This window comes from Pseudomonas sp. NBRC 111123 (assembly GCF_001320205.1).
Lineage (GTDB): Bacteria > Pseudomonadota > Gammaproteobacteria > Pseudomonadales > Pseudomonadaceae > Aquipseudomonas > Aquipseudomonas putida_J.
Map to the genome: position 1 here is coordinate 32,425 of NZ_BCAZ01000015.1, position 19,852 is coordinate 52,276.

A 19,852-nucleotide genomic window follows, 5' to 3' on the forward strand; every position below is an offset into this window, starting at 1 on the left:
GTACAGGTCTCAGAACGTGGTCTTGAGGGTCAGGTACAGGGCGCCACGGTCTTCGGTGGTGGCACCACCGCCGGAGAAGGAGGCATAGCCACCGCCGTAGCAGGTGTAGTCCTGTTCGCCATCGAGGGCGTTCGGCGTGCTGCCGTCGGTCTGGCCATCCTTGCAGGACTGGGTCTTGCCGAAGCTGTCGACGTACTTGAGGTCGACGAAGTACTGGTTGTAGATAGCGGCGCTAATGCCGACCGCATAGTTGCCGGTGTCCTTGGCACCACCGCCCTGCACCGGCGAGACGCCGTCGATGCCGACGTTGACCGACAGCGGCATGCTCAGGTCCATGCCTGGCAACACCTGGTACCAGGTGGGGGTGAAGTTGACGGCGATGCCCCAGTTGTCGCGGGTCGGCTGGTCGATGCCGCGGTAGCTGCTCTTGCCCTTGTACAGCGCCTCGTTGTGGCCATCGAGCTTGAGCAGGTTGCTGTAGAACAGCTCGCCCAGCAGGGTCGCCGAGTCGAACAGCGGCGTGTTGCCGATGGTCATCAGGCCGTTGAGGGTCCAGTGCAGGGTCTCGCCGGTGGCGCTCAGGCTATCGCCGTCCTTGGGCACGTCGTAGATCACCCCGCTGCTCGCCAGGCGTGGCGGCAACAGGCCAAAGCCGCCGCCCAGGCCGGCGGTGCCGGGGGCACTGACGATGGCCGGGATGCTCGCCAGGGGCATGTGCTGGCGGATGTTGAGGTCGCTGCCGACGCTGACACCGCCAATATCCTTGGACAGGCTCAGGCCGTAGATGTCGATATCGTCGGAGTAGGCGAACTGGTAAGTGGTGCTCTGTAGCGAGTTGTACAGGTTGCCAATCGCGCCCTGGCGGCTGGCCGGCGGGGTACCGAACGGCCCCCGGGCCACCGTCATGCCGCGTGCGTCGAGCCATGCCTGGGGCAGGATCTCGGACGTCTTGCGGTAGTAGAAGCCCAGCGTGCCGCCAAGCCACTCGGGTGACCACTTGGCCATGACGCCCCAGTCGCCGCTGTTGCGCGGGGTCAGGTCGTCGCCACGGCGGATGGTGGTCAGCGAGCCGCGCACCGGGATCAAGCCCGGGGTGCCGGTGTGGCCAAGCAGGAAGCTCTGGGCGCCCTCGCCCACCACGTCGGAGCCGCCGTAGTAAGTGCCGGCCTCCGGCAGGCGCGCGGCATCCCAGTCGAAGAAGTACTGGGCGCCCAAGGTCAGCTCGGGGTTGACCATGAACGAAGTGGACAACTGGTTGCGCGGTACGAACAGCTCCTTGGCTTCGGTACCTGGCGAGGCCGCCAGCTTGGCCAGGTCCAGCCCGGACTGGCCGTAGCTCAGCGAATGCACCGGGTTGAGCAGCGTTTCACCCCAGAACAGGTTGTGCTGGCCGACCTTGGCGCTGATTTGCGACTCCTCGCCCACCTCGCGGCTGAAGAACACGAAGGCATCCAGTACTTCGCCAGACGGGCCGCTGTAGTAGCGCTGGGCATAGTGGCTCAGGTGCGGGCTGCCCAGCGGCACGCCGGTGCCCGGCAGGCCATTGAGGCTGGGGTTGATGCCGGACTGGTCACCGTTGCCGTTGACGAACGGGTTGCTGTTGGAGCCGGTATTGTCATAGGCCTTGTCGTACCAGCTGGCGGTGCTGACACGAAAGCCGGTGTTGCCCTGGTAGACCACGTCCAGCTCGGTCAGCAGGTCGAGCCGGTTGGTGACCGTGGTGCCGGCCTTGCGGAAGTTGTAGTCGCCATCGTTGCTGTTGGGCGTGCCCAGCATGCGCTTGTCGGCGCTTTCGGTGCGCACGCCATAGTTATACTTGACCGTGTTGTCGAAGCGCACGGCCCAGTCTTCGCTACCGGTAGTGACTTCGAAGGCTTGCGCGCCGGGCAGGCTGAGCAGGCTGATGGCGCAGGCGAGCAGGCAGCGCTGTGGCTTCACAGCACGGTGAATGCGGTGTTCAGGCATTACGATGACTCCACTTATTGTTTTTGTTGTTTTGGGCTTGCCCGTCATCTGCGGGCTTGGCCTGGGCATCCGTGCGCGGTTGGCAGATCAGTGGTCCAGGCGGCGAATCAGGTTTTCGGCGAGCGGCCAGGGGCCGAAACCGGCGGCCGGGTTGAGGTGGCCGACCGCGCCCAGGGCGACCAGCTCGCTGCCCCAGGCCTGGGCCATGGCCCCTGCGGCGTCGAAACTGGCCAGGTGGTCGTTGCTGCTGGCGGCGACAATGCTGGGGAACGGCAGCGGCGCCATCGGCAAGGGCGACCAGCCCTGCTCGGCCAGGCTTTGCGGACTGGGGTAATGGGCAGGCCACTGAGCGTGCAAGTCAGGCGGAGCTGCCAGCAATGCACCTTTGATCGGCCGTTGGTAACGGGCCGCCCAGTGGGCCACCATCAACACGCCAGCGCTATGCGCCACCATCAGCACCTCACCCTCTATCCGCTCCAGCTCGCGCTGAATGGCTTCTACCCGCGCGCTGCAGCTGAGCCCGTCGACTTGTAGCGGTGGCACGCTGCGAACCTTGGCCAGGCGCGCTTCCAGCAGGGTTTGCCAATGCTCGCTGACGTGCTCGCGCAAGCCAGGGATGATCAGCACGGTGGCAGTGGTTTGCAGTTTTTCCACGTCGGGACCTCGGCTTGGATCGGGTACGAGGTTCACAGTAATCAGGGGCCTCGACGGGTGCTTCACATTGCGCGTCAGTGGCTTTTCATTTGATGACAAGGCCAGGTTCGAGCTTGTGCTTCTCAATTGGTGACACGCACGCTATAACTCACAGACCGCCTGACGGAAAACAATAAAAATGCCCGCCCTAGTCCGTGCTGCCAGCCTCACCAATTACCTCGAAGTGTCCCGCCACGTGGGCCTGAACCCCAACGCCTTGCTGGCCCAGGTTGGCCTGAGCGCAGCACTGCTCGAAGACCCCAACCGGCGTATTCCGGCGGCTAACGTGATTACCTTGCTGGAAGAGTCGGCGCGCGCCAGCGGTTGCGAAACCTTCGGCCTGCGCATGGCCGAATCGCGTCAGCTCTCGGACTTTGGCGAGATCAGCCTGCTGCTCAGCCACCAGCGCAGCCTGCGCGATGCCCTGGAAGTGATCGTCCAGTACCGCCATCTGCTCAACGATGCACTGGCCATCCATGTCGAAGAGGCTGGCAAGACGGTCATCATTCGCGAAGAAGTAATCAATGAGCGGGCACCGTGCAGCCGCCAGGCCACGGAGCTGGCCATCGGCGTGATGCTGCGCCTGTGTGCGGCGCTGCTGGGTGCCCAGTGGCACCCGATCAGCGCCAACTTCACCCATGCCGCACCGGCCGACCTGGCTATCCACCGGCGGATCTTCGGCTGCAAGCTAGTGTTCGGCAGCGAGTTCAACGGCATCGTCTGCCCCGCCGCCGACCTCGACAGCGCCAGCCCGCTGGCCAACGAAGCCATGGCGCGTCTGGCACGGCGCTACCTGGATACGCTGCCGGCCGGCGGCACGCCATCACTGGAACTGGAGCTGCGCAAGACCATCTACCTGCTGCTGCCCATGGGCCGCGCCACCATCGAGCAGGTAGCGCAAACCCAGGGCATGAATGTGCGCACCCTGCAACGGCGCCTGGAAGAAGACGGGCTGACGTTCAAGGACATGATCAACAACGTGCGCCGCGACCTGGTGATGCGTTACCTGGAAAACCCCAACTATTCGCTGGGGCGCATCGCCGACATGCTCGGTTACTCGATGCCCAGTTCGTTCACCCGCTGGTTCATCGCCCAGTTCGGCATGCCGCCAGCCAGCTGGCGGGCTCAGCACGCCGAACAGGCGCCTTAAAGGCCCCAGTGCATCAGGGCCAGCACCAGCAGCACGAGGAACACGCTTTCCCCCACCATCAGCGCGATGGGCTTGAGCCCCACCGAAGCCAGGGCCTTGAGTTGGGTTTTCATGCCCAGGGCGCTGATGGCCACGACCAGGCAGCCACGCGACAGGTCATTGATGCCGCCCTGTACCGCCGATGACACCCAGCCGGTACTGTTGACGCAGGCCAGCAGCACGAAACCGACGGCAAACCACGGCAGCAACGGCGGGCGCTGGCCGCTGGCATCCAGGCCCTGGCGGCGAGTGATCATCGCCGCGCAGACAATTACCGGCAGCAACATGGCCACACGCATCAGCTTGACCACGGTGGCGATGTCGCCGGTTTCGGTGGACAGGCTGTAACCGGCGCCGACCACCTGGGCCACATCGTGGATGGTCGCCCCCAGGAACACCCCGGCCTGCCCCGGCGGCAAATGCAGCCACTGGGCGATCATCGGGTAAAGGATCATCGCCAGGGTCGACAACGCCGACACGCCGATCACCGTAAACAGCGTGGCGTGCTCCTTGCGCGGGTGCTGGGGTAGCGCCGCCGCCAGTGCCAGCGCCGCCGAGGCGCCGCAGATGGCCGTGGCCCCCCCGGTCAGCAGGCCGAACAACCGGGAAAAGCCCAGTGCCTTGGCTGCAATCACCGACACCACGATAGTCACCAGCACCAGGATGACCACCAACGCTACCGGTTTCCAGCCAAGGCTGGCGATCTGGTCGAGGGTAATGCGCATGCCCAGCAGCGCCACGCCCAGGCGCAGCACGCCGCGTGCGGTAAACTCGATGCCGGCCTTGCACGGTCCGTCGACAGCGAGGAAGTTCAGTGCCATGCCCAGCAACAAGGCAAACAGCATGACCGGGGCCGCATAGTGCTCGCTGAGAAAACTCGCCGCCGCACCCACGATCAGGCTGACTGCAATGCCTGGGGCCAAGGTGCGAATCCGTTGCTGTGCCGCCGTCATTACCAGCGTGCTCATTGCCCGCCCTCCTCGTCATCCAGCACGATGTACACCTGCTGGCCCTGGCATTCGACCCGGTAGCTATTGACCTTCAGCGCCGTTGAGTTGAGCAGGTAGCCGCTGGCCAGGTCGAAGCGCAGGCCATGGGCGCAGCACTGGATGACCCGCCCCTCCAGGCGCCCGCCGCACAGCGAGGCCCCTTGGTGCGGGCAACTGTCGTCGATCGCATACAGGGTATCGGCCACATTGAACACGGCCAGGCTCTTGCCGTGGCTCTCGACCAGCACACGCGCGTTGCGCTCGGGGACCTGGCTTGCGGCCAGGGCGATACGCCGGGTCATGCCGGCACCTGCACGTGCAAGGCTTCAAGCATTGCCGCCAACAGCACCTCGGCCGGTTGCGCACCGGCAATCAGGCGGCCCTCATTGAAGCGAAAACGCGGCACCGCGCTGCCCGCGCGCCCGGCACCGTCGAGGAACGGGCTGCCATCGTCACGCAGGCAGTCGGCCACTTGCGCCGCCTCCAGCCCGCAGGACTGGGCAATGGCAAGCAGCACCCGGCTGTCGCCCAGGTCGCGGCCCTGATGGAAATAGGCAATCAACAGCTGCGCCAGCATGGCTTCGAGCTGCGCGGCGCCGAGCAGGCTGGACGCCCGTTGCAACAGGCGGTGGGCATTGGCGGTATTGGGCATGCGGCGGATGCGCGTGAAGTCGATGTCTTCACCCACCACACTCGCTGCTGCGCGCACCTGCGCCTGGCGCTCGCGCACGGCCTGCTCGCTGCCCAGCCGCTGCACATAGAACGCATGGAATGGCAGGCCATTGGCAGGCAGGCCGGGCAGCAGCTGCACGCCGCGCCACTGCAGCTCCACCTGTATTTGCGGCTGCTCGCGCTGCAGCAGCAACAGCGCGGCTTGCAACTGCCGCTGACCGATCAGGCACCACGGGCAAATGAAATCGAACAATACTTCGACGGACAACGTCTGTTTCACGAACTCAACTCCTCGGTATGGCTGACCGATGCTTGCAGACGCTCCATGTCGCGGTGGTAATGGCGTTTGGCGATGAAGAACACCGCGGCGGCAGCGATGCTCACCAGCGGTACCAGCTGGAACGCGGCGTGCAAGCCGATCAGGTCGGACACCCGCCCGGTGATCAGCGGGCCAGTGGCCAGGCCCAGCAGGTTGTTGGCCAGGGTCAGGGTGGCGAAGGCGGTGCCGTGCACGGCGGCGTGGGTCAGGTTGGCGACCATGGCGCTGGACGGGCCGTTGGTGCCGACGGCGATCATCATGCCCAGGCAGATCAGCACCAGTTGCGCAGTGCCCGCCGGCAGCGCAAAGGCCACCGACAGCAGCAGGCAGCTGCCCAGGCAATAGCCGATGGCCAGGCTGATCTTGCGGTCCGGGCGCTGGCGGCCCAGGCGGTCGCAGAGCATGGCGCAGAGGATCGTGCCAATGCCGCTGAACAGCACGATAACGGCGGCGATGGCACCGGCGCGATCAGTGCCCATGGCGTAGTAACGGTTCAGGTAACTGGGCATCCAGACAATGACCGTGCCGCCGACGAACAGCTGCAGGCCACTGCCGATGTACGCGGCAATTACCGAGCGCGATCCATACAGGGTGCGCAGCGGGCGACTGGCTTTGGTCAGGCCCTGCCCGGCGCATTGGGGCGCGATGCGGGCTTCCTTGACGATCAGCGGGTATAGCAGCGCCAGCACCAGGCCGAACAGGGCCATGCCGGCGAACGCCCAGCGCCAGCCCAGGTGCTGGGCCAGGATGCCGCCCAGGGCCATGCCCAGCACCGAACCGAACATGCCACCGGCCATGAAGGCGCCGGCCAGGGTCGAGCGCATGTCGCGGGGGAAAACCGCCACCACCACGGCAATGCCGACGCTGCCGTAGGCGGCCTCGCCGACACCCACGAGGAAGCGGGCAATGAACATCTGCGGGTAGTTTTCCGCCAGGGCGCAGCCCAGGGTCGCCAGGCTCCACAGCACAGCCATCAGCACCAGGCTGCGGACCCGGCCGAAGCGGTCGGCCAGCAAGGACAACGGGAAGGTCAGCAGCCCGACCATGAGTGCGACGATGCCACTGAGCAGGCCGAGCTGGCTGTCGCTCAGGGCCCACTCGCCCTTGAGCAGCGGGAACACGGCATTGAGCACCTGGCGCGACATGTAGTCGGAGATCAACAGGCCGAAAGTGAGGGCGAAGACGATCCAGGCATAGCGCCGGGGGACGCTGTGCGAGGTGTCGGTGCCGGGTGCTTCGGCACTGGCGAGATAGGTGGCCATGGTGCCTCCTCGGGATTCTGTATTGTTTTTGTTCTTATGGGATGTTGACCGAAAAACGCACTGCCTTTGTAGGAGCAGCTTTGTGTCGCGAAAGGGCCGCAAAGCAGCCCCAATGATTCAGCGCTGGTGGATGAATGGTTGGGGCTGCTGCGCAGCCCTTTCGTGACACAAGGCCGCTCCTACAAAGATCGCCTCCGGGGCTTGCTATCAGGCCCGCTGCGGCACGCCCTTCTGGCCCGGCTGGCGGTTCGGCGCCATGCCGTTGGCCTTGAGCGTCTGCTCGATGCTGGTGTACTGCTCGCCAATGCGGTAAATCGCCCGGGCCTCTTTGCCGTTGGCCACTTCACGGCCCAGCTCATGGGCCACACGCACGGTCTGCTGGATTTGCTGCACCGAGCCGAAGCGCTTGCCGTGCTGGTCGATGATGGTGTCTTCGTTGCCGCAGCGTGGGTGCAGGCCCATGGCCAAGGCCATGGTGTTGAACGGCAGCACGTTCTTGAGCAGCGATTCGGCCGTCAGCGTGCAGCCATCTGGCGCGCGGTGGATGAAATTGAAGAAGTTGAACGGGTTGGGGCCGTCGAAACCGCCACCGATGCCGATCCAGGTCAGGTTCAGCGGGCCCATGTAGTCGCCACGGCGCACGATGCGCTCGAGGGTTTCCAGGGCATGCATGCCGGTCAGCTGGAAGTGCGGCTGGATGCCACTGGACTGCAACCGGCGCAGGTGTTCGCGGACCCAGGCTGGGCCGGCGGGCACGGTCATTTCGCTGTAGGCGGCGTGGATCGCCGGGTGGGCCAGGGAGGTGCCTTCCAGATACTCCGGATACAGCAGCTCCATGATGTTCATCTGCGTGGTGTTGATCGCCACAGTCACCTGGTCGGGGCGTGGGGTCAGCTCGGCGAGCATGTGCCGGGTGTCGTCGGACAGCCACTTGGCCGCCTCGCCTTCGCCCTCAGGCGCAAAGGAAATCGAACCGCCCACCTGGATGATCATGTCCGGCACCGCTTCACGCACACCGGCGATCAGCTCGTTGAACTTGGACAGGCGCTTGGAACCCTTGCCGTCCAGTTCGCGCACATGCAGGTGCAGCACGGTGGCGCCGGCTTCATAGCAGTCGACGGCCTTCTGTACCTGCTCGTCCATGGTCAGCGGGATGTCTTCGGGGAAGTCCTCGGGCATCCACTCCGGGCCATACGGGGCGACGGTGATCACCACCTTTTCCATGTTTTCCGGGTGCAACGAATCATCGAAGAATTGCATGCAGTAGTCCTCGCTATTGTTATTGTGCTGTGCGCCGCGCGCGTGAATGTGTGTGTGCGGCGGATGACTCAGAAAGTGCGGCTGCCCTTGATCCCGGCACGTTCCATCTTGCGGTGGCACGGTGGGTAGTCCATGACCGCATAATGCTGGGTGCTGCGGTTGTCCCAGATGGCCACGCTGTTGGGCTTCCAGCGCCAGCGCACCTGGTACTCGGGCAGGTAGGCCTGGCTGACCAGGTAGCGCAGCAGGTCGGCGGCGCCGGGGTTTGCGTCCTGGCCGAAGCGCACGCGCTGGGGCGTGTGGTAGTTGCTGAAGTGGGTGGTGAAGGCATTGACGAACAGCACCTGTTCGCCGGTTTCCGGGTGGGTACGCACCACCGGGTGTTCGGCATCGGGGAACTGCGCCTTGAGCGCCAGGCGCTTTTCGATCGGCATGGCAGCGCCGAAGCTGGCTTCGATGCTGTGGCGTGCGCGCAGGCCTTCGATCTTGGCTTTCACGTCGCCTGGCAAGTTTTCATAGGCCAGCACCATGTTCGCCCACATCGTGTCGCCGCCCACCGGCGGGCACTCGAGGCAGCGCAGCACACAGCCCATGGGCGGTGCTTCGCGCCAGGTAGCGTCGGTGTGCCAGGCGTTTTCATAACGGTCGTTGGGCTGGTCGGGGCGCTTGTAGATCTGCACCAGGCCAGGGTGCTCCGGGTCGCTACCGGCGACCGGGTGGTCTTCCAGCTCGCCAAAGCGCCGGGCAAACGCCACGTGTTCGGCACGGCTGAAGTGCTGGTCACGCAGGAACAGCACACGGTGCCTGAGCAACTGCGCGCGCAGTTGCTCGAACAGGTCGTCGTCGTGGATCGCGTCAGCCAGGTTGACGCCGCTTATCTCGGCGCCGATCGCACAGGTCAGTGGTTCGATGTGCATGCTGTTGCCCTCTTCAGATGACGAAGATCGACGAGCCGGTGGTCCTGCGTGCTTCCAGGTCGCGATGGGCCTGGACGGCGTCCTGCAGTGCATAGTGCTGGTTGATTTCGATGCGGATGCGGCCACTGCTGACATGGTCGAACAGCTCGCCCGCCAGCTCGGCCTTTTCCGCAGGGTCGGCGATGAAGTCGGCCAGCGCCGGGCGGGTCAGCTGCAACGAGCCCTTGATCGCCAGCAACTGTGGGTCGAACGGCGGGATGGTGCCGGAGGCGGTACCCACGCACACCATCAGGCCTCGGCGCTTGAGCGAATCGAGCGAGCCCATGAAGGTGTCCTTGCCAACGCTGTCGAATACCACGTTGACGCCGACGCCATCGGTAAGCTCACGTACCCGGCTGGCCACGTCCTCGACGCTGTAATTGATGATCTGATTGCAGCCGTGGGCGCGGGCGACCTCAGCCTTGGCCTCGGTGGATACCGTGCCGATCACGTTCAGCCCCAGGAGCCGCGCCCACTGCGCGACGATCAGGCCAACGCCCCCCGCCGCCGCATGGAGCAGAACCGTGTCGCCGGGCTTGAAGTCATACAGCCGGCGCATCAGGTAGGCCGCGGTCAGGCCGCGCATGGTCATGGCGGCGGCGGTCTCGAAGGCGATGGTCTCCGGCAGTTTGATCAGCGCAGCTGCAGGGATCAGACGCTCGGTACAATATGCACCAAGGGTATTGAGAAAGCCGGTGTAGGTGACCCGGTCACCCACCGCTACCTGGGTCACGCCCTCGCCTACCGCCTGCACCACACCGGACGCTTCCACCCCAATGCCATTGGGCAGCGGGATCGGGTAGGTGCCATTGCGGAAGTAGGTGTCGGCATAGTTCAGGCCAACCGCCACCTGGCGCAGGCGCACCTGCCCCGGGCCGGGCTCACCGACCTCGGCATCCTCGTAGCGCAGCACTTCGGGGCCACCGGTCTGATGGAAACGTACGACTTTGGACATGCTTGTCTCTCCAATCATCGATCTGGACGCAGGGCGTCAGTTCTGGGTAATTGGAATGTAAGCGCTCGGGGGGCGAGGTGCTTCGCATCGGGCGACAGCGGGTTTTCATTTGATGACAGATCGCCGGGCCTGGGGCTGCATTTTCTTGATGGTGATCAGCGCTGCGCCTTGTCGGTCTCGCCTTCCTGCCATTCGGTAATCAGGCGCTGGGCATTTGACAGCCAGCAATTGCAGCGCTTTCGCCAATGGGCAGAGGCCGGACGCGCCAAGGCTGCGCAATTCTGGATGCAGATCAACCACCCGGGGCGGCAGATGCAGGCCAACCTCGGCCAGACAACCATCGCACCCTCGGCAGTGGCGCTGGACATGGGCAGTTTGTCGAAGCTGTTCCCGCAGCCCAAGGCCTTGGACGAACGCGAAATCGCTGCGCTGATCCAACGCTTCGCCCGTACTGCGGCGCTGGCCGAACAAGCCGGCTTCAGCGGCGTGCAGGTCCACGCTGCGCACGGCTACCTGCTTAGCCAATTCCTCTCGCCGTTGACCAACCAGCGCCAGGACCGTTGGGGCGGCAGCCTGGAAAACCGTGCGCGCCTGTTGCTGGAAGTGGTCAAGGCTGTGCGCGAGGTGGTGTCGCCCGCCTTCAGCGTGGCGGTCAAGCTCAACTCGGCCGACTTCCAGCGTGGCGGCTTCAAACCTGCGGATGCACACCAGGTCGTGTTGTGGCTGAACGAGCTACCCGTTGACCTCGTGGAGCTGTCTGGCGGCAGCTACGAAGCACCGGCCATGCAAGGTGATGCCCGGGACGGCCGCACCTGGCCCTGGTGAAGTTGCAGATGCGCCGGCTGGCCGCCGGCAGCAAACCGAATGCCAAGGCCTCGCCCCTGCGTGCCCTGCTGCTGGAGCAGTGGTGCACGCTACGCCGGGTGAAGCAATACAGGCGTATGATGAATAACCGACTGGATTGATGCTGTTCCGTAACGGCGTTCGCTGACGGGAGCACTGCCATGAACAAATCAACTTGTGCGCTGCTGATAGTGGCAGCGTTCACGGGCTGTTCAAGTAACTCATCCCTCTACCATGACCAGCCGCTGGTAGCCAACGTCACTAACGGCATGAGCAGAGAGCACGTACTGCAGATAGGTGGCAAACCAGGCGCCGAGTCCGACCGCACGGTAGTCGCAGGCACTTGCTTCGATTACATGCTTACCCAGCCGGGGCAAAAGCAGCAGCCTTACATGGTCAGCTTCGATCAGGCCGGGAAGGTCGACAAGACCAGTTTCATGACCTGCGCCGAGTGGAGCAATGCACAGCAGAAATCCCGGCAAGCGTTGCCCAGCATGGGCGGCATGGGTGGTTCAGGCTATTGATGCCGCTGATAGCCCGCTACTCCAGGCACTCTCTGGCGGCCAGGCGCAACTTGTCACTCGACAGGAAACTGCCTTTATAGAAAGTTGCCCGGCTGCCATCGTGATAATCAACGACTTCCAGCACTTCGTCTGACGTCACGGCGCTCGGCGCGGTCAACCGATAACCATGGTTGATCGACTTTTGCGTGGTCTGGGGGGCCAGTGCCTGCCACTTTGGCAGCACGCAGGCGGCGTAATCTTGCGGGGATTTGGCAGTCAGCTTGCTGGCGGTAGGCTTGCCTGGGTTTGCGCAAGCAGTAAGGCTAAGAATGAGTGCTGAACAGAACAGGATGCGAAAGGTTGGCATTTGCAATTAACCAGACTGGAACGTGCGCCATTCTAGCCGGGTTCGGGCTAAAGGACTAATCCACCAAGGTCGTGTCCAGGCCTGACGGTGATGGCGAGACTTCTGTCGAATGGGCAAACCGGTTCATTCCCTTAGAATGAAAAACGCTGATGGATCAGCACCCATCGCAAAAAGCCCGCTCTCATGTGCGGGCTTTTTGCCCTTGCAGATCAACGCATCAGGCCTTTTTGCACATCAACGCAGCATCGAGCAACCTGCCATGGTCGTACCAGGCGTCGCGCTGGTAGGCGATGAACTGGCGCTGGGTACCGGTGCCTCGCAGTTCCACCAGGCCATCGGCCTTATTGGGGTCGGGACTTTCCACGTACAGTTTGACCGAGTTATCGCCGTCGACTTCATAGGTTTTCACGTTGCCTTGAAGTTCGCCTTGCACGCAACCCAGATAGGCTGGCGCGCTTCTTTCGGTGGTGCCAGATGTATAGTCGTGGCCAGCGCGCACATCCGGGTTCTGCGCGCACCCGGCCATGAACAACGCGGCGAAAGTGGATAACAGTACAGCGCCTGTGACCGTTCTAGAGCTCTTCACGCGACACGCTCCTGCTGCCCCATCGGGAACTTAGGAAAGAGTTGCCAGCACACCACGCCCTTTTTAGTTGTCATCGGCCTATCGTACTGCGCACCGTGCGCAGCACAATAGGCTTTTTTGCTATATGGGTGATGGCCGGTAACCGGCCATCGTTCCGCTTTCGCATTATTTCTTTACCCGAGCGGAACGTTTTCAACTTGCCACAATTCTCATGCGTATCCACCCGGCGCAACCTTCAGGAGAAACCCATGGTGTGGTGGTTGGAAATACTCGCCCAATTCGTGACTTCCACCGGCTTGGCGGTGTTCAGCATCTTTGTGTTCTGGGCTTGTACATTGACGTTCAGCAGGGCCTACATCAAGTTGCTGTCTGCAACGCTGGCGGTGGTATTGCTGGGCATTGCCGCGTTTCCGCATGGGGCGAGCTTTGCCGTCAATCAACAAGCGCAACTGCGCGATGGTATCGAGTTCCTGTTGCTGGTCGCGGACGCGCTGGGTGTGATCAGTGCCGTGCTGATTGCTTCGTTCTTCTTCAGCCCTGGGCGGATGCTCGATGAAGCATGACGCCCAGGCCTGGGAAGTCAGTGCTGCCTTGCCTCAGTAGCGACGATAGTCCTGGTGCCCGCCACGATCGTCATCGTAGTAATGCCGATGATGATGGCCTCCATCGTGCCAGTACGGCCAGCAGCCACTGAGCAACAACAACCCTGACAACACGACAACCCAAGCAGTCTTGCGTTTCATGAACGTATCTCCGACCAGGCGAAGCGGGACATTGCATACGTTGGACTGCGCAAAGATGGGAGGTTCTGGGTGGGGGCAAGCCGCTGATCTTTTTTCATGAAGACAGCCGCCTGCTTGGAAAAGCCATTTGGCTGTCCACCCAACCAGGGTGGATGAAAAACCAGATAACAGACCGCTTTCAGCGGTAGTACCGTCAGGTCATCGGTACCAAGGAGAGATCAATGAGCATTCGCAGCCTGGCTAAAAACCTTCCTGCAGACCCTGACAATGAGGGCTGGGTACTTGGCTGGGGTGTGCTGCGAGACGTGCATCCCTGGCACTTTGTCGACGTCTATGCAGACCAGAAGACCGCCAGGGCCGAGGCACAACGCCGCGGAAACGGCTACGTCGTGGAGTTTGGCTCGCATCGGCTCGGCTCGGATGAGTTTGTCTGCGGGGTAGAGCCGCCGGAAGGCTGACAAGTTGATGACCTGGCTGCAAGCGCCTGAGCGATCCTGCGTGATATCAGCATGGCCCCTTCGCCTTGCGGGATCAGGTGATCGAAATCGCCAAAATGGCCTGGGAGAAATTCGGCTGCGCTGTAGAGATCGAGAATGTCCATGGTGAAATCCGGGCACAGGGTCCCCATCAACTGCTGAAGCTCGAAGACTCCGCGGAACAGAAAGGTCGAGTCAGCGCCAGCATGCAAGCGGTATTCGATGTGCATTGGCGGGATGACCACGATGACCCGATGCTTCAGCTCAGCCGCCAACAGCAACAGTTTTGCCAGGTACTGGTTACCGTCTTCCCGGGCATTGAGGCGCATATGGTCGGCGACTCGCTGTGCTGCGCCATGACTCGCCGGCATGAACGCTTTTTGCTGGTCGGGCAGGAAACCGGCCACACCGCAGTGGGTACTGCCTACGGACGCCAGCCGCCCCTGCAACTGCGCCGCGATCTGCGCCAGCTGAGGATCTTCGTAGCTCAACCCCAGCTGGAAGATCTCGTTCATCAGCGGTGCCAAGGTCTTCTCACTGGGCGACTGCTCCAACAGATTGCCCGGTGAAAACAGAGAGTAAAAAACAATCACGGAATCGAGATTCGGGACCTGGCTCACCGCGTGCTCATAAAGCGCGAGGGCATGGCGGAAATCCTGAGAGCGGCTGCACAGGTTGAACGACCCAGGGCAGTAGGTCGGGTCGAAAGCGAAATCGCCATGCGACGAACCCAGGGCGATGCTGGTCAGCCGGTGCCTGTCCTGCTGCAACATGGCCCGTTTGGCAGCGTAATATTCGATCAACGCGGGAAACGGATTGGAGTCGCTCATTCATTGCCACCCGATGTGGCAGATTTCTTGATCTGGCCTACGCCGTTGGCCTTGTTCTTTCCTGTGCAAGAAACCTCAGGCGGGCCACCCGGGCTGATCGAAAGCGAGCCGGTCACCCCACTGCCTTTGTCCTCGAAACACTGGTCGTTGAACTTCTTCAACACGGCGCAAGCAAAATACTCAGAAAAATCCATTTCAGCTGGTGTCCATTGAGTTGATTGAATTGTACATCAGCACGCTGACAAGGTTACTGCTCATTCCAGCCCTCAAGCGCCGGCAGCCTCCATCATCACTTTGCGGTTCGCTCCTTTTTCCACTGAACCTTGGACACACCCTCAGGGGAACCGGTGACGCCGGATGCAATCTGCTGAATGTGACCGCCATGCTGAAGGAAGATTTCGATTTGCTCACAGAGGCGTTCGTGGGCTTTGTGGGCCGCGCTGGGATACGTCTGGTACATGTTGGCGTCTCGGCAATGAGCCACTGAAAGACAGTCACCCGAAAAGCCACTATACACCCTGTATTTGACCTCTCGGGATGTGGCAATCCGAAACCCTGTAGTAAGCGACCAAAGGGGGCCAGGGCGCATGATTGCGAACTGCTACGGCATGCCCCACAGAAACCGATTGTCATGGCAAACAAACGCCTGAACTGACAAGCAGCCGCGCTCAAGCCTTTGGCAGGTAATAATGAGGGTACAGCGCCATGTCGCGCTCCAGCTTTTCAGCGTCATCCACTCGCTTGCGAACCTCGGCATAGAATCGCTGGCTTTGGTTCTGAAAATGTCTGAAATTCTGGTCAGCTATCTCAGTGGCCCCACTCAGTGCCTGGCCCGTCAGTCCTTCGGCCAGTCGCTGCGACGAGATGTACCTCTGCCAACAGGCCTCGACCTGCAACAGCCCTTGCGCGAAAACGTCAGTGTCGATAGTCGCCATTGGTGCATCCTCTGTGAGCCTTTCAGGGCCCGTCGGTGTGGATCGCCAGAGCGACGATAGCGTGAAGAAGCTCGCTCAAAACCAGCTTCGGCCTGGAGTGTAGCCTATCTCGGAGCAGGCCCACGGTCGCATTGCCTCAACCGCAAGGCTGTTGACCAGCAAAAGGTGAGGATCATGCGATTGCGGCCCGGTGAGGACAATCTCCGGGTGCCCGGCTGCTTGTGGGCCTCCGGACGCTGCACGTCCCTGACGGACCATATCCCTACGGTAATCACCCTGTCGCTTCAATACTGATGACGCAATGTGCCATCATGGTCGACCACCGACAACGATAACGAACGTGCCCGACGCCCATCGGCTTTGTCGTGGCATGGACATTCAGCCAAGGAAAGCCCAATACATGCTTGAAAACGATACCTTCAGCCGAGTCGGCACCAACCACCAGATCTCGGCCAACACTTACAATCTCATACTTGGTGCTGTGCTGCTGTGGGGTTTTGCGGTGAACTGGTATTTGGTCACCACGGTACCGGCCGAAGTCATGCTGGCCATTCCCCTGATACTGTTCGTTGTTGGCTACTTCGTCCTGGCGATGTCCGGCATCGCCATCATCTTCCGCTCGCAGGAGCCGATGTACAGCTTCCTGGGCTACAACCTGATCGTGGTGCCGATCGGACTGCTGCTGGTGGTGGTACTGCCCGAATACTCGCACGAGCACATTGTCCAGGCGGTGCAAACGACCATCCTGCTCACCGCGGGGATGATGATACTGGGGACTGTGTTCCCGGCATTCTTCCAACGGATCGAGTCGTCACTGTTCATCGCCCTGGTGGTGTCGATCGTCGTCGAACTGGGCCAGGCATTGTTGTTCGGCACCCACCTGGCGGCCATGGACTACATCGTCGCCGCGATTTTCTGCGGCTACATCGGCGTAGATTGGGGGCGTGCCAACCAGATCGAGCGCACCGTCGACAACGCGATTGACAGTGCCGCTGCGCTGTACCTGGACATCATTAACCTGTTCCTGCGCATTCTGCGGATCATGTCCAAAAAGTAACGAACGCCCAGCATCAGGCTGCAGGATACGCCCCTGGTCTGATGCCAGGGACGATCGAGGGCGGCTTGACACGTGCCGGGCGTACCGGATGTGGGCCTGACGGCGGTTTTTCGATGCTGCCCACCTGCGACTTACGGGCCCTACGCTTTCACCTGGCAGATGCCATTGGCCCGGTTCCCTCCGGTATAGGAAACGCTCGGAGCGCCGTCAGGGTTGATCGACAGCGAAATGGTCACTCCGCTGGCCTTGGCTTCGAAGTAGTTGTCGTTGACCTTCTTCAGCTTGCCCTCTTTGCCATTGATGTAGATCGGGCCGCCCTTGTCCTCGTGGACTTCAATCTTCCCTGGGCATGTTGCGTTCAGCATGGGAATCTCAGCCTGAGCCGCGCCTGACGCTGCCAGCAAAGCCACCAGCAGTAATTGCTTCATCTCATGTTCCTTGAGTGGATTGACCGAGGATAAAGCAATAGCTCAGGTCGATGCTGCCCGCCAGCACCCTCCCCCACAAACGAAAACGCCGCCCATATCGGCGGCGTTAGGCATAGAGCTGTATCAACGCTTGAAGCCCTTGGTCTTGCTGCGATCAGTTGGACCGCTCATTTTCCATCCGAACTGCCAGTACAACTTTCCTTCGATGGGATGCGCGTACTGGTCGCCCTATCATGAGCTTGACGTTGCTGAAGAGTGGGCGTCCACCCTGAAAGCGGCCAAGGCCAGCTACTAAGAGCGCTTCGGCTCCCCCTAGCCCAGGGCCGCGCCGACAAGAAGCGCGGCCTGCCCCTCCGGCGTTGCCCGCCAGCGCCTTCCCCCATCAACGATGATGGAGAGGGCGATTACGCGCAGCGCCACATGATCCCATGGGGCACGATCAAGTGTATTTACAGCGAGGTTGTGAAGGACCTCGCTCTCCAGTCGCAGGTTGCACTGAAACGGGAACCCTGACAGTAGTACAAACTTACTACAGCCAGCTGTTACACCTCTCCAGCAGGGGCATACTGATCAGCAACTCGACGCGCTCGACCAATCCCCCAGGCCAACGACCGGTACATCGATTCGCCTGGCCTGGAATCGTAAGCCTCTTCATGCAGTGCCATGCCGGAGTGTGCGTAGACGCCTAGAAAAAGTTGGCTGCCGCCGGTGCGGGAAAGTCTCACCTGGACATCGATGAAGGTGCCGTCGTGTAGCGTTTCTTCGTGGGATTGATGGTGAAGTGTAGGGTCTGACCAACCCCAGTAAACGCCGCCTCGTCTGCGCATAGTGCTCTCCTCCACCGCCGGTGGCTTGTTGGTGAAACCAGGACGGGCAGGCCACTCATTTGTAATTAGGCCTATCCAACTAGCTTGACCACCGCTCACGGAGAAAAGCTCCATTTTTTTTACCCCTCTCCCCCTCTATTCACTGCCGCGATATAGCGGCCAAGTGGCTAGCTGCAGACGCCATTCCCAGCCTAGGTGCCTACACCCAGATGCGGCTGGACAGCCGAGACAGGCCCACGAGAGGGCCTAAATACACCTCTGGAACCCCCGCAGGACAAGCACTTGATCTCTACCACCAACATCACCATGCAGTATTTTAGGGGTGTTGAGCGGTGCTAAGGGGTTGATTTCATTGGGCGAAATCCCCCTCCTCACCCCCTCATTTCCGTATCAGTGGTATCAAAATTGGTATCACCTGATAGCCTCCGTTGGCTGTCCGCTTTCGACCCTTTGCAGTCGTTCGGGGTGTCTACCAAACCAGGGGCAATTCAAGGTGCTCTGAAGCGTGTAGCCGGCTTGGGAAAAGACAATCCTCGCTGTACAGATGGGCTTGATGTATCCAGGCCTGTAGGGCCAGTCGAGTTTGCTCTGTAATCTCAAACTGCACGGGACGCTGAGTTTTCTGCTGCATCAGAACCACTCTGCTAAGGACGTGCACCATGTCGACACACACCGCACGGCAAAGTGCTTGTGGCTGGGTTTGTCGAAGGCCACCTGCACCTGGGCAAAGACATCGACTTGCACCAGGACTTCGCCGATGACGCCGAGCATATGACCATCGAGTACGTGGCACGTCGAACCATTGCCGAAGGCTACCAAGGGCGCGTCTGCGTTGGGCATCTGACCAGCCTGGCCGCCGCCTCGCCAGCGCGACGGGCACAGGTGATTGCGTTGCTACGTGAGGCCGACATCAGCGTGATGTGCCTGCCCGCCACCGGCCTGCACCTGGGGGCTCGGGGTGACAGTCACAATGTCAGACGCACCCTGACACCGGTGCGTGCACTGCGCGACGGCGGTGTCACGGTTTGCCTGGCCACCAACAACATCCGCAATGCATTCACACCGTATGGCACTGGCGACCTGTTACACATTGCGCAACTGGCCATTCCCGCCTGCCACTTGGGCGGCGCGGATGATCAGGCCACCGTGTTGTCGATGCTCACGACAAACCCTGCCAAAGCCATGGGGTTGAAACGCCACGGTTTGGCGGTGGGCAATGATGCCGACCTGGTGATGGTCGATTGCCGGGCTGTGGCCGATGTCATTCTCGACCTGCCGACACGGCTGATGGTGCTCAAGCGCGGCAAGGTGGTTGCAACGGCTGAGCATCGTAGGTCAGTCGCATTTTGAGGCCATCTTGAAGAATTCGTAATCAAGCGGGCTCATTTATCCCCGTGGAGAAGATCACTGGCTGCGTCTCAGGAAGATGGCATTGGATCGAGAGCGGCCACTGGCAAGATGGTAGACGTTTCGTTTCTACAGCCAACGCCTGACCTGTTTGCAGTATTGCGCAAACTCACTCCCGAAAAGGCTGGCAAGGGCCCGCTCCTCCGGCCCGATCTGGAAGCGGTTCATGTAGATCACAAAGCCCAGCACGCCCAGCAGCGCTGGCGGCCAGGCGAGAAAGATCGACCAGGCTATCAGCACTGTGGCGAAGCCTAAGTACATGGGGTTGCGTGTGTACCTGTAAACGCCCGAACGGACCAGGGCCGAAGCTGTTTCAGGCTTCAGCGGGTTGACCGTGGTACGTGCGTGACGGAAGGAAAGCACGCCGGCAAGGCAAACCGCTGCGCCTGCCAGCAATACCACCAGCGCCAGGCCAATGCGCCATTCGATAGTCAGCTCCAGTGTTCCCGGTAAGTGTCGAGCTGCGAACCACGCCAACAGACCGAACAGGGTAGCGACCAGCGGCGGAGGAATACGGTTGTCCATGATGAATGCCTGGTAGAGAGAAACTGGCTACCAGCGTGAGGGTTGTAGCCACTTCAGGGTCAAGC

The 19,852-nt window shown here is 61.7% G+C and carries 25 protein-coding genes and 2 pseudogenes; 7 read left to right on the forward strand and 20 right to left on the reverse strand.

Translation table 11 applies throughout. From position 1 onward, the window contains the following. Positions 1–9: 9 nt before the first annotated feature. Both APH27_RS10195 and APH27_RS10200 read right to left on the reverse strand, forming a co-directional pair. Complete coding sequence (locus tag APH27_RS10195) at positions 10–1,965, reverse strand: DUF1302 domain-containing protein (RefSeq protein ID WP_060484714.1); 1,956 nt, start codon at positions 1,963–1,965, stop codon at positions 10–12. 87 nt (positions 1,966–2,052) lie between these two features. After that, positions 2,053–2,619, reverse strand: coding sequence for an alpha/beta hydrolase (locus APH27_RS10200; protein ID WP_060484715.1), 567 nt, complete (start codon positions 2,617–2,619; stop codon positions 2,053–2,055). Positions 2,620–2,797: 178 nt separating this feature from the next. Between APH27_RS10200 and APH27_RS10205 the strand changes: the two genes are divergently transcribed. Then, the gene (locus APH27_RS10205) at positions 2,798–3,808 is read left to right on the forward strand and encodes an AraC family transcriptional regulator (protein WP_027919203.1); all 1,011 of its coding nucleotides are present in this window, start codon (positions 2,798–2,800) and stop codon (positions 3,806–3,808) included. Here the strand turns inward: APH27_RS10205 and APH27_RS10210 are convergent. The 7 genes from APH27_RS10210 to APH27_RS10240 form a co-directional block, all read right to left on the reverse strand. Beyond that, positions 3,805–4,815 (reverse strand): YeiH family protein, encoded by a 1,011-nt coding sequence (locus APH27_RS10210; RefSeq protein ID WP_060484716.1) that lies wholly within the window; start codon positions 4,813–4,815, stop codon positions 3,805–3,807. The genes APH27_RS10205 and APH27_RS10210 overlap by 4 nt on opposite strands. Continuing rightward, the gene (locus tag APH27_RS10215) at positions 4,812–5,138 is read right to left on the reverse strand and encodes a Rieske 2Fe-2S domain-containing protein (RefSeq protein ID WP_027919201.1); all 327 of its coding nucleotides are present in this window, start codon (positions 5,136–5,138) and stop codon (positions 4,812–4,814) included. The genes APH27_RS10210 and APH27_RS10215 overlap by 4 nt, the downstream gene beginning before the upstream one ends. Further along, positions 5,135–5,788: a DsbA family protein gene (locus tag APH27_RS10220; protein ID WP_060484717.1), complete on the reverse strand. Its 654-nt coding sequence runs from the start codon at positions 5,786–5,788 to the stop codon at positions 5,135–5,137. Before APH27_RS10220 ends, APH27_RS10215 begins: the two co-directional genes overlap by 4 nt. After that, positions 5,785–7,089 (reverse strand): MFS transporter, encoded by a 1,305-nt coding sequence (locus APH27_RS10225; protein ID WP_060484718.1) that lies wholly within the window; start codon positions 7,087–7,089, stop codon positions 5,785–5,787. The genes APH27_RS10220 and APH27_RS10225 overlap by 4 nt, the downstream gene beginning before the upstream one ends. Positions 7,090–7,296: 207 nt before the next feature. Further along, entirely contained in the window at positions 7,297–8,349 is a 1,053-nt protein-coding gene (locus APH27_RS10230) for a 3-keto-5-aminohexanoate cleavage protein (RefSeq protein WP_027919198.1), read from the reverse strand. A 68-nt stretch (positions 8,350–8,417) separates the two neighbouring features. Continuing rightward, entirely contained in the window at positions 8,418–9,266 is an 849-nt protein-coding gene (locus tag APH27_RS10235) for a TauD/TfdA family dioxygenase (protein WP_027919197.1), read from the reverse strand. A 13-nt stretch (positions 9,267–9,279) separates the two neighbouring features. Further along, positions 9,280–10,260 (reverse strand): quinone oxidoreductase, encoded by a 981-nt coding sequence (locus APH27_RS10240; protein ID WP_060484719.1) that lies wholly within the window; start codon positions 10,258–10,260, stop codon positions 9,280–9,282. A gap of 216 nt (positions 10,261–10,476) precedes the next feature. On the opposite strand from APH27_RS10240, the pseudogene APH27_RS25800 reads away from it, so the two are divergent. Both APH27_RS25800 and osmE read left to right on the forward strand, forming a co-directional pair. Next, a pseudogene (locus tag APH27_RS25800) lies at positions 10,477–11,225 on the forward strand (hypothetical protein); the annotation flags it as partial. A 39-nt stretch (positions 11,226–11,264) separates the two neighbouring features. Further along, the gene (osmE, locus tag APH27_RS10250; RefSeq protein WP_060484720.1) at positions 11,265–11,627 is read left to right on the forward strand and encodes an osmotically-inducible lipoprotein OsmE; all 363 of its coding nucleotides are present in this window, start codon (positions 11,265–11,267) and stop codon (positions 11,625–11,627) included. A gap of 16 nt (positions 11,628–11,643) precedes the next feature. Here the strand turns inward: osmE and APH27_RS10255 are convergent, their stop codons facing one another. Next, positions 11,644–11,973, reverse strand: a complete 330-nt coding sequence (locus APH27_RS10255; RefSeq protein ID WP_060484721.1) for a hypothetical protein — start codon at positions 11,971–11,973, stop codon at positions 11,644–11,646. 217 nt (positions 11,974–12,190) lie between these two features. Next, entirely contained in the window at positions 12,191–12,559 is a 369-nt protein-coding gene (locus APH27_RS10260; RefSeq protein ID WP_027919193.1) for a hypothetical protein, read from the reverse strand. Positions 12,560–12,807: 248 nt separating this feature from the next. On the opposite strand from APH27_RS10260, the gene APH27_RS10265 reads away from it, so the two are divergent. Further along, positions 12,808–13,122 carry a hypothetical protein gene (locus tag APH27_RS10265; RefSeq protein WP_060484722.1) on the forward strand — a complete coding sequence of 105 codons (315 nt, stop codon included), beginning with the start codon at positions 12,808–12,810 and terminating at the stop codon, positions 13,120–13,122. A 33-nt stretch (positions 13,123–13,155) separates the two neighbouring features. On the opposite strand, the gene APH27_RS26595 is transcribed toward APH27_RS10265, so the two are convergent. Then, a complete protein-coding gene (locus tag APH27_RS26595) occupies positions 13,156–13,302 on the reverse strand; it encodes a hypothetical protein (protein WP_177326702.1) in 147 nt (48 codons plus the stop codon). Positions 13,303–13,523: 221 nt separating this feature from the next. Here APH27_RS26595 and APH27_RS26830 point away from each other — a divergent pair, with 221 nt between their 5' ends. Further along, entirely contained in the window at positions 13,524–13,760 is a 237-nt protein-coding gene (locus APH27_RS26830; RefSeq protein WP_079228286.1) for a hypothetical protein, read from the forward strand. On the opposite strand, the gene APH27_RS26375 is transcribed toward APH27_RS26830, so the two are convergent. The 4 genes from APH27_RS26375 to APH27_RS10280 form a co-directional block, all read right to left on the reverse strand. Then, complete coding sequence (locus tag APH27_RS26375) at positions 13,685–14,608, reverse strand: hypothetical protein (protein WP_027919191.1); 924 nt, start codon at positions 14,606–14,608, stop codon at positions 13,685–13,687. The genes APH27_RS26830 and APH27_RS26375 overlap by 76 nt on opposite strands. Then, on the reverse strand, positions 14,605–14,802 hold the full coding sequence (locus tag APH27_RS10275) for a hypothetical protein (RefSeq protein ID WP_060484723.1): 198 nt from the start codon (positions 14,800–14,802) through the stop codon (positions 14,605–14,607). The genes APH27_RS26375 and APH27_RS10275 overlap by 4 nt, the downstream gene beginning before the upstream one ends. Positions 14,803–14,897: 95 nt before the next feature. After that, the gene (locus tag APH27_RS27135; protein ID WP_371262707.1) at positions 14,898–15,197 is read right to left on the reverse strand and encodes a hypothetical protein; all 300 of its coding nucleotides are present in this window, start codon (positions 15,195–15,197) and stop codon (positions 14,898–14,900) included. A 79-nt stretch (positions 15,198–15,276) separates the two neighbouring features. Further along, a complete protein-coding gene (locus APH27_RS10280) occupies positions 15,277–15,543 on the reverse strand; it encodes a hypothetical protein (RefSeq protein WP_027919190.1) in 267 nt (88 codons plus the stop codon). A gap of 400 nt (positions 15,544–15,943) precedes the next feature. On the opposite strand from APH27_RS10280, the gene APH27_RS10285 reads away from it, so the two are divergent. Beyond that, positions 15,944–16,600 (forward strand): Bax inhibitor-1 family protein, encoded by a 657-nt coding sequence (locus APH27_RS10285; protein ID WP_027919189.1) that lies wholly within the window; start codon positions 15,944–15,946, stop codon positions 16,598–16,600. 140 nt (positions 16,601–16,740) lie between these two features. Here APH27_RS10285 and APH27_RS10290 read toward each other — a convergent pair whose 3' ends face one another. The 3 genes and pseudogenes from APH27_RS10290 to APH27_RS25820 all read right to left on the reverse strand — a co-directional run. Further along, positions 16,741–17,028 carry a hypothetical protein gene (locus APH27_RS10290; RefSeq protein WP_060484724.1) on the reverse strand — a complete coding sequence of 96 codons (288 nt, stop codon included), beginning with the start codon at positions 17,026–17,028 and terminating at the stop codon, positions 16,741–16,743. Between the two features lie 542 nt (positions 17,029–17,570). Then, on the reverse strand, positions 17,571–17,855 hold the full coding sequence (locus APH27_RS26835) for a hypothetical protein (RefSeq protein WP_082435078.1): 285 nt from the start codon (positions 17,853–17,855) through the stop codon (positions 17,571–17,573). A 490-nt stretch (positions 17,856–18,345) separates the two neighbouring features. Next, positions 18,346–18,507 (reverse strand): annotated as a pseudogene (locus tag APH27_RS25820) (integrase); the annotation flags it as partial. A 38-nt stretch (positions 18,508–18,545) separates the two neighbouring features. On the opposite strand from APH27_RS25820, the gene APH27_RS10295 reads away from it, so the two are divergent. After that, complete coding sequence (locus APH27_RS10295) at positions 18,546–19,205, forward strand: amidohydrolase family protein (protein ID WP_256250574.1); 660 nt, start codon at positions 18,546–18,548, stop codon at positions 19,203–19,205. A 126-nt stretch (positions 19,206–19,331) separates the two neighbouring features. On the opposite strand, the gene APH27_RS10300 is transcribed toward APH27_RS10295, so the two are convergent. Continuing rightward, positions 19,332–19,787: an isoprenylcysteine carboxylmethyltransferase family protein gene (locus tag APH27_RS10300; protein ID WP_027919186.1), complete on the reverse strand. Its 456-nt coding sequence runs from the start codon at positions 19,785–19,787 to the stop codon at positions 19,332–19,334. Positions 19,788–19,852: the final 65 nt, after the last annotated feature.

Excerpts from the sequence above, each read along its gene's own strand:
- APH27_RS10195 (WP_060484714.1), bottom strand. The coding sequence starts at position 1,965 with ATGCCTGAACACCGCATTCACCGTGCTGTGAAGCCACAGCGCTGCCTG.
- APH27_RS10205 (WP_027919203.1), top strand. The coding sequence starts at position 2,798 with ATGCCCGCCCTAGTCCGTGCTGCCAGCCTCACCAATTACCTCGAAGTG.
- APH27_RS10210 (WP_060484716.1), bottom strand. The coding sequence starts at position 4,815 with ATGAGCACGCTGGTAATGACGGCGGCACAGCAACGGATTCGCACCTTG.
- APH27_RS10215 (WP_027919201.1), bottom strand. The coding sequence starts at position 5,138 with ATGACCCGGCGTATCGCCCTGGCCGCAAGCCAGGTCCCCGAGCGCAAC.
- APH27_RS10225 (WP_060484718.1), bottom strand. The coding sequence starts at position 7,089 with ATGGCCACCTATCTCGCCAGTGCCGAAGCACCCGGCACCGACACCTCG.
- APH27_RS10230 (WP_027919198.1), bottom strand. The coding sequence starts at position 8,349 with ATGCAATTCTTCGATGATTCGTTGCACCCGGAAAACATGGAAAAGGTG.
- APH27_RS10235 (WP_027919197.1), bottom strand. The coding sequence starts at position 9,266 with ATGCACATCGAACCACTGACCTGTGCGATCGGCGCCGAGATAAGCGGC.
- APH27_RS10240 (WP_060484719.1), bottom strand. The coding sequence starts at position 10,260 with ATGTCCAAAGTCGTACGTTTCCATCAGACCGGTGGCCCCGAAGTGCTG.
- osmE (WP_060484720.1), top strand. The coding sequence starts at position 11,265 with ATGAACAAATCAACTTGTGCGCTGCTGATAGTGGCAGCGTTCACGGGC.
- APH27_RS10255 (WP_060484721.1), bottom strand. The coding sequence starts at position 11,973 with ATGCCAACCTTTCGCATCCTGTTCTGTTCAGCACTCATTCTTAGCCTT.
- APH27_RS10265 (WP_060484722.1), top strand. The coding sequence starts at position 12,808 with ATGGTGTGGTGGTTGGAAATACTCGCCCAATTCGTGACTTCCACCGGC.
- APH27_RS26595 (WP_177326702.1), bottom strand. The coding sequence starts at position 13,302 with ATGAAACGCAAGACTGCTTGGGTTGTCGTGTTGTCAGGGTTGTTGTTG.
- APH27_RS26830 (WP_079228286.1), top strand. The coding sequence starts at position 13,524 with ATGAGCATTCGCAGCCTGGCTAAAAACCTTCCTGCAGACCCTGACAAT.
- APH27_RS26375 (WP_027919191.1), bottom strand. The coding sequence starts at position 14,608 with ATGAGCGACTCCAATCCGTTTCCCGCGTTGATCGAATATTACGCTGCC.
- APH27_RS10275 (WP_060484723.1), bottom strand. The coding sequence starts at position 14,802 with ATGGATTTTTCTGAGTATTTTGCTTGCGCCGTGTTGAAGAAGTTCAAC.
- APH27_RS27135 (WP_371262707.1), bottom strand. The coding sequence starts at position 15,197 with ATGCGCCCTGGCCCCCTTTGGTCGCTTACTACAGGGTTTCGGATTGCC.
- APH27_RS10280 (WP_027919190.1), bottom strand. The coding sequence starts at position 15,543 with ATGGCGACTATCGACACTGACGTTTTCGCGCAAGGGCTGTTGCAGGTC.
- APH27_RS10285 (WP_027919189.1), top strand. The coding sequence starts at position 15,944 with ATGCTTGAAAACGATACCTTCAGCCGAGTCGGCACCAACCACCAGATC.
- APH27_RS10290 (WP_060484724.1), bottom strand. The coding sequence starts at position 17,028 with ATGAAGCAATTACTGCTGGTGGCTTTGCTGGCAGCGTCAGGCGCGGCT.
- APH27_RS26835 (WP_082435078.1), bottom strand. The coding sequence starts at position 17,855 with ATGCGCAGACGAGGCGGCGTTTACTGGGGTTGGTCAGACCCTACACTT.
- APH27_RS10300 (WP_027919186.1), bottom strand. The coding sequence starts at position 19,787 with ATGGACAACCGTATTCCTCCGCCGCTGGTCGCTACCCTGTTCGGTCTG.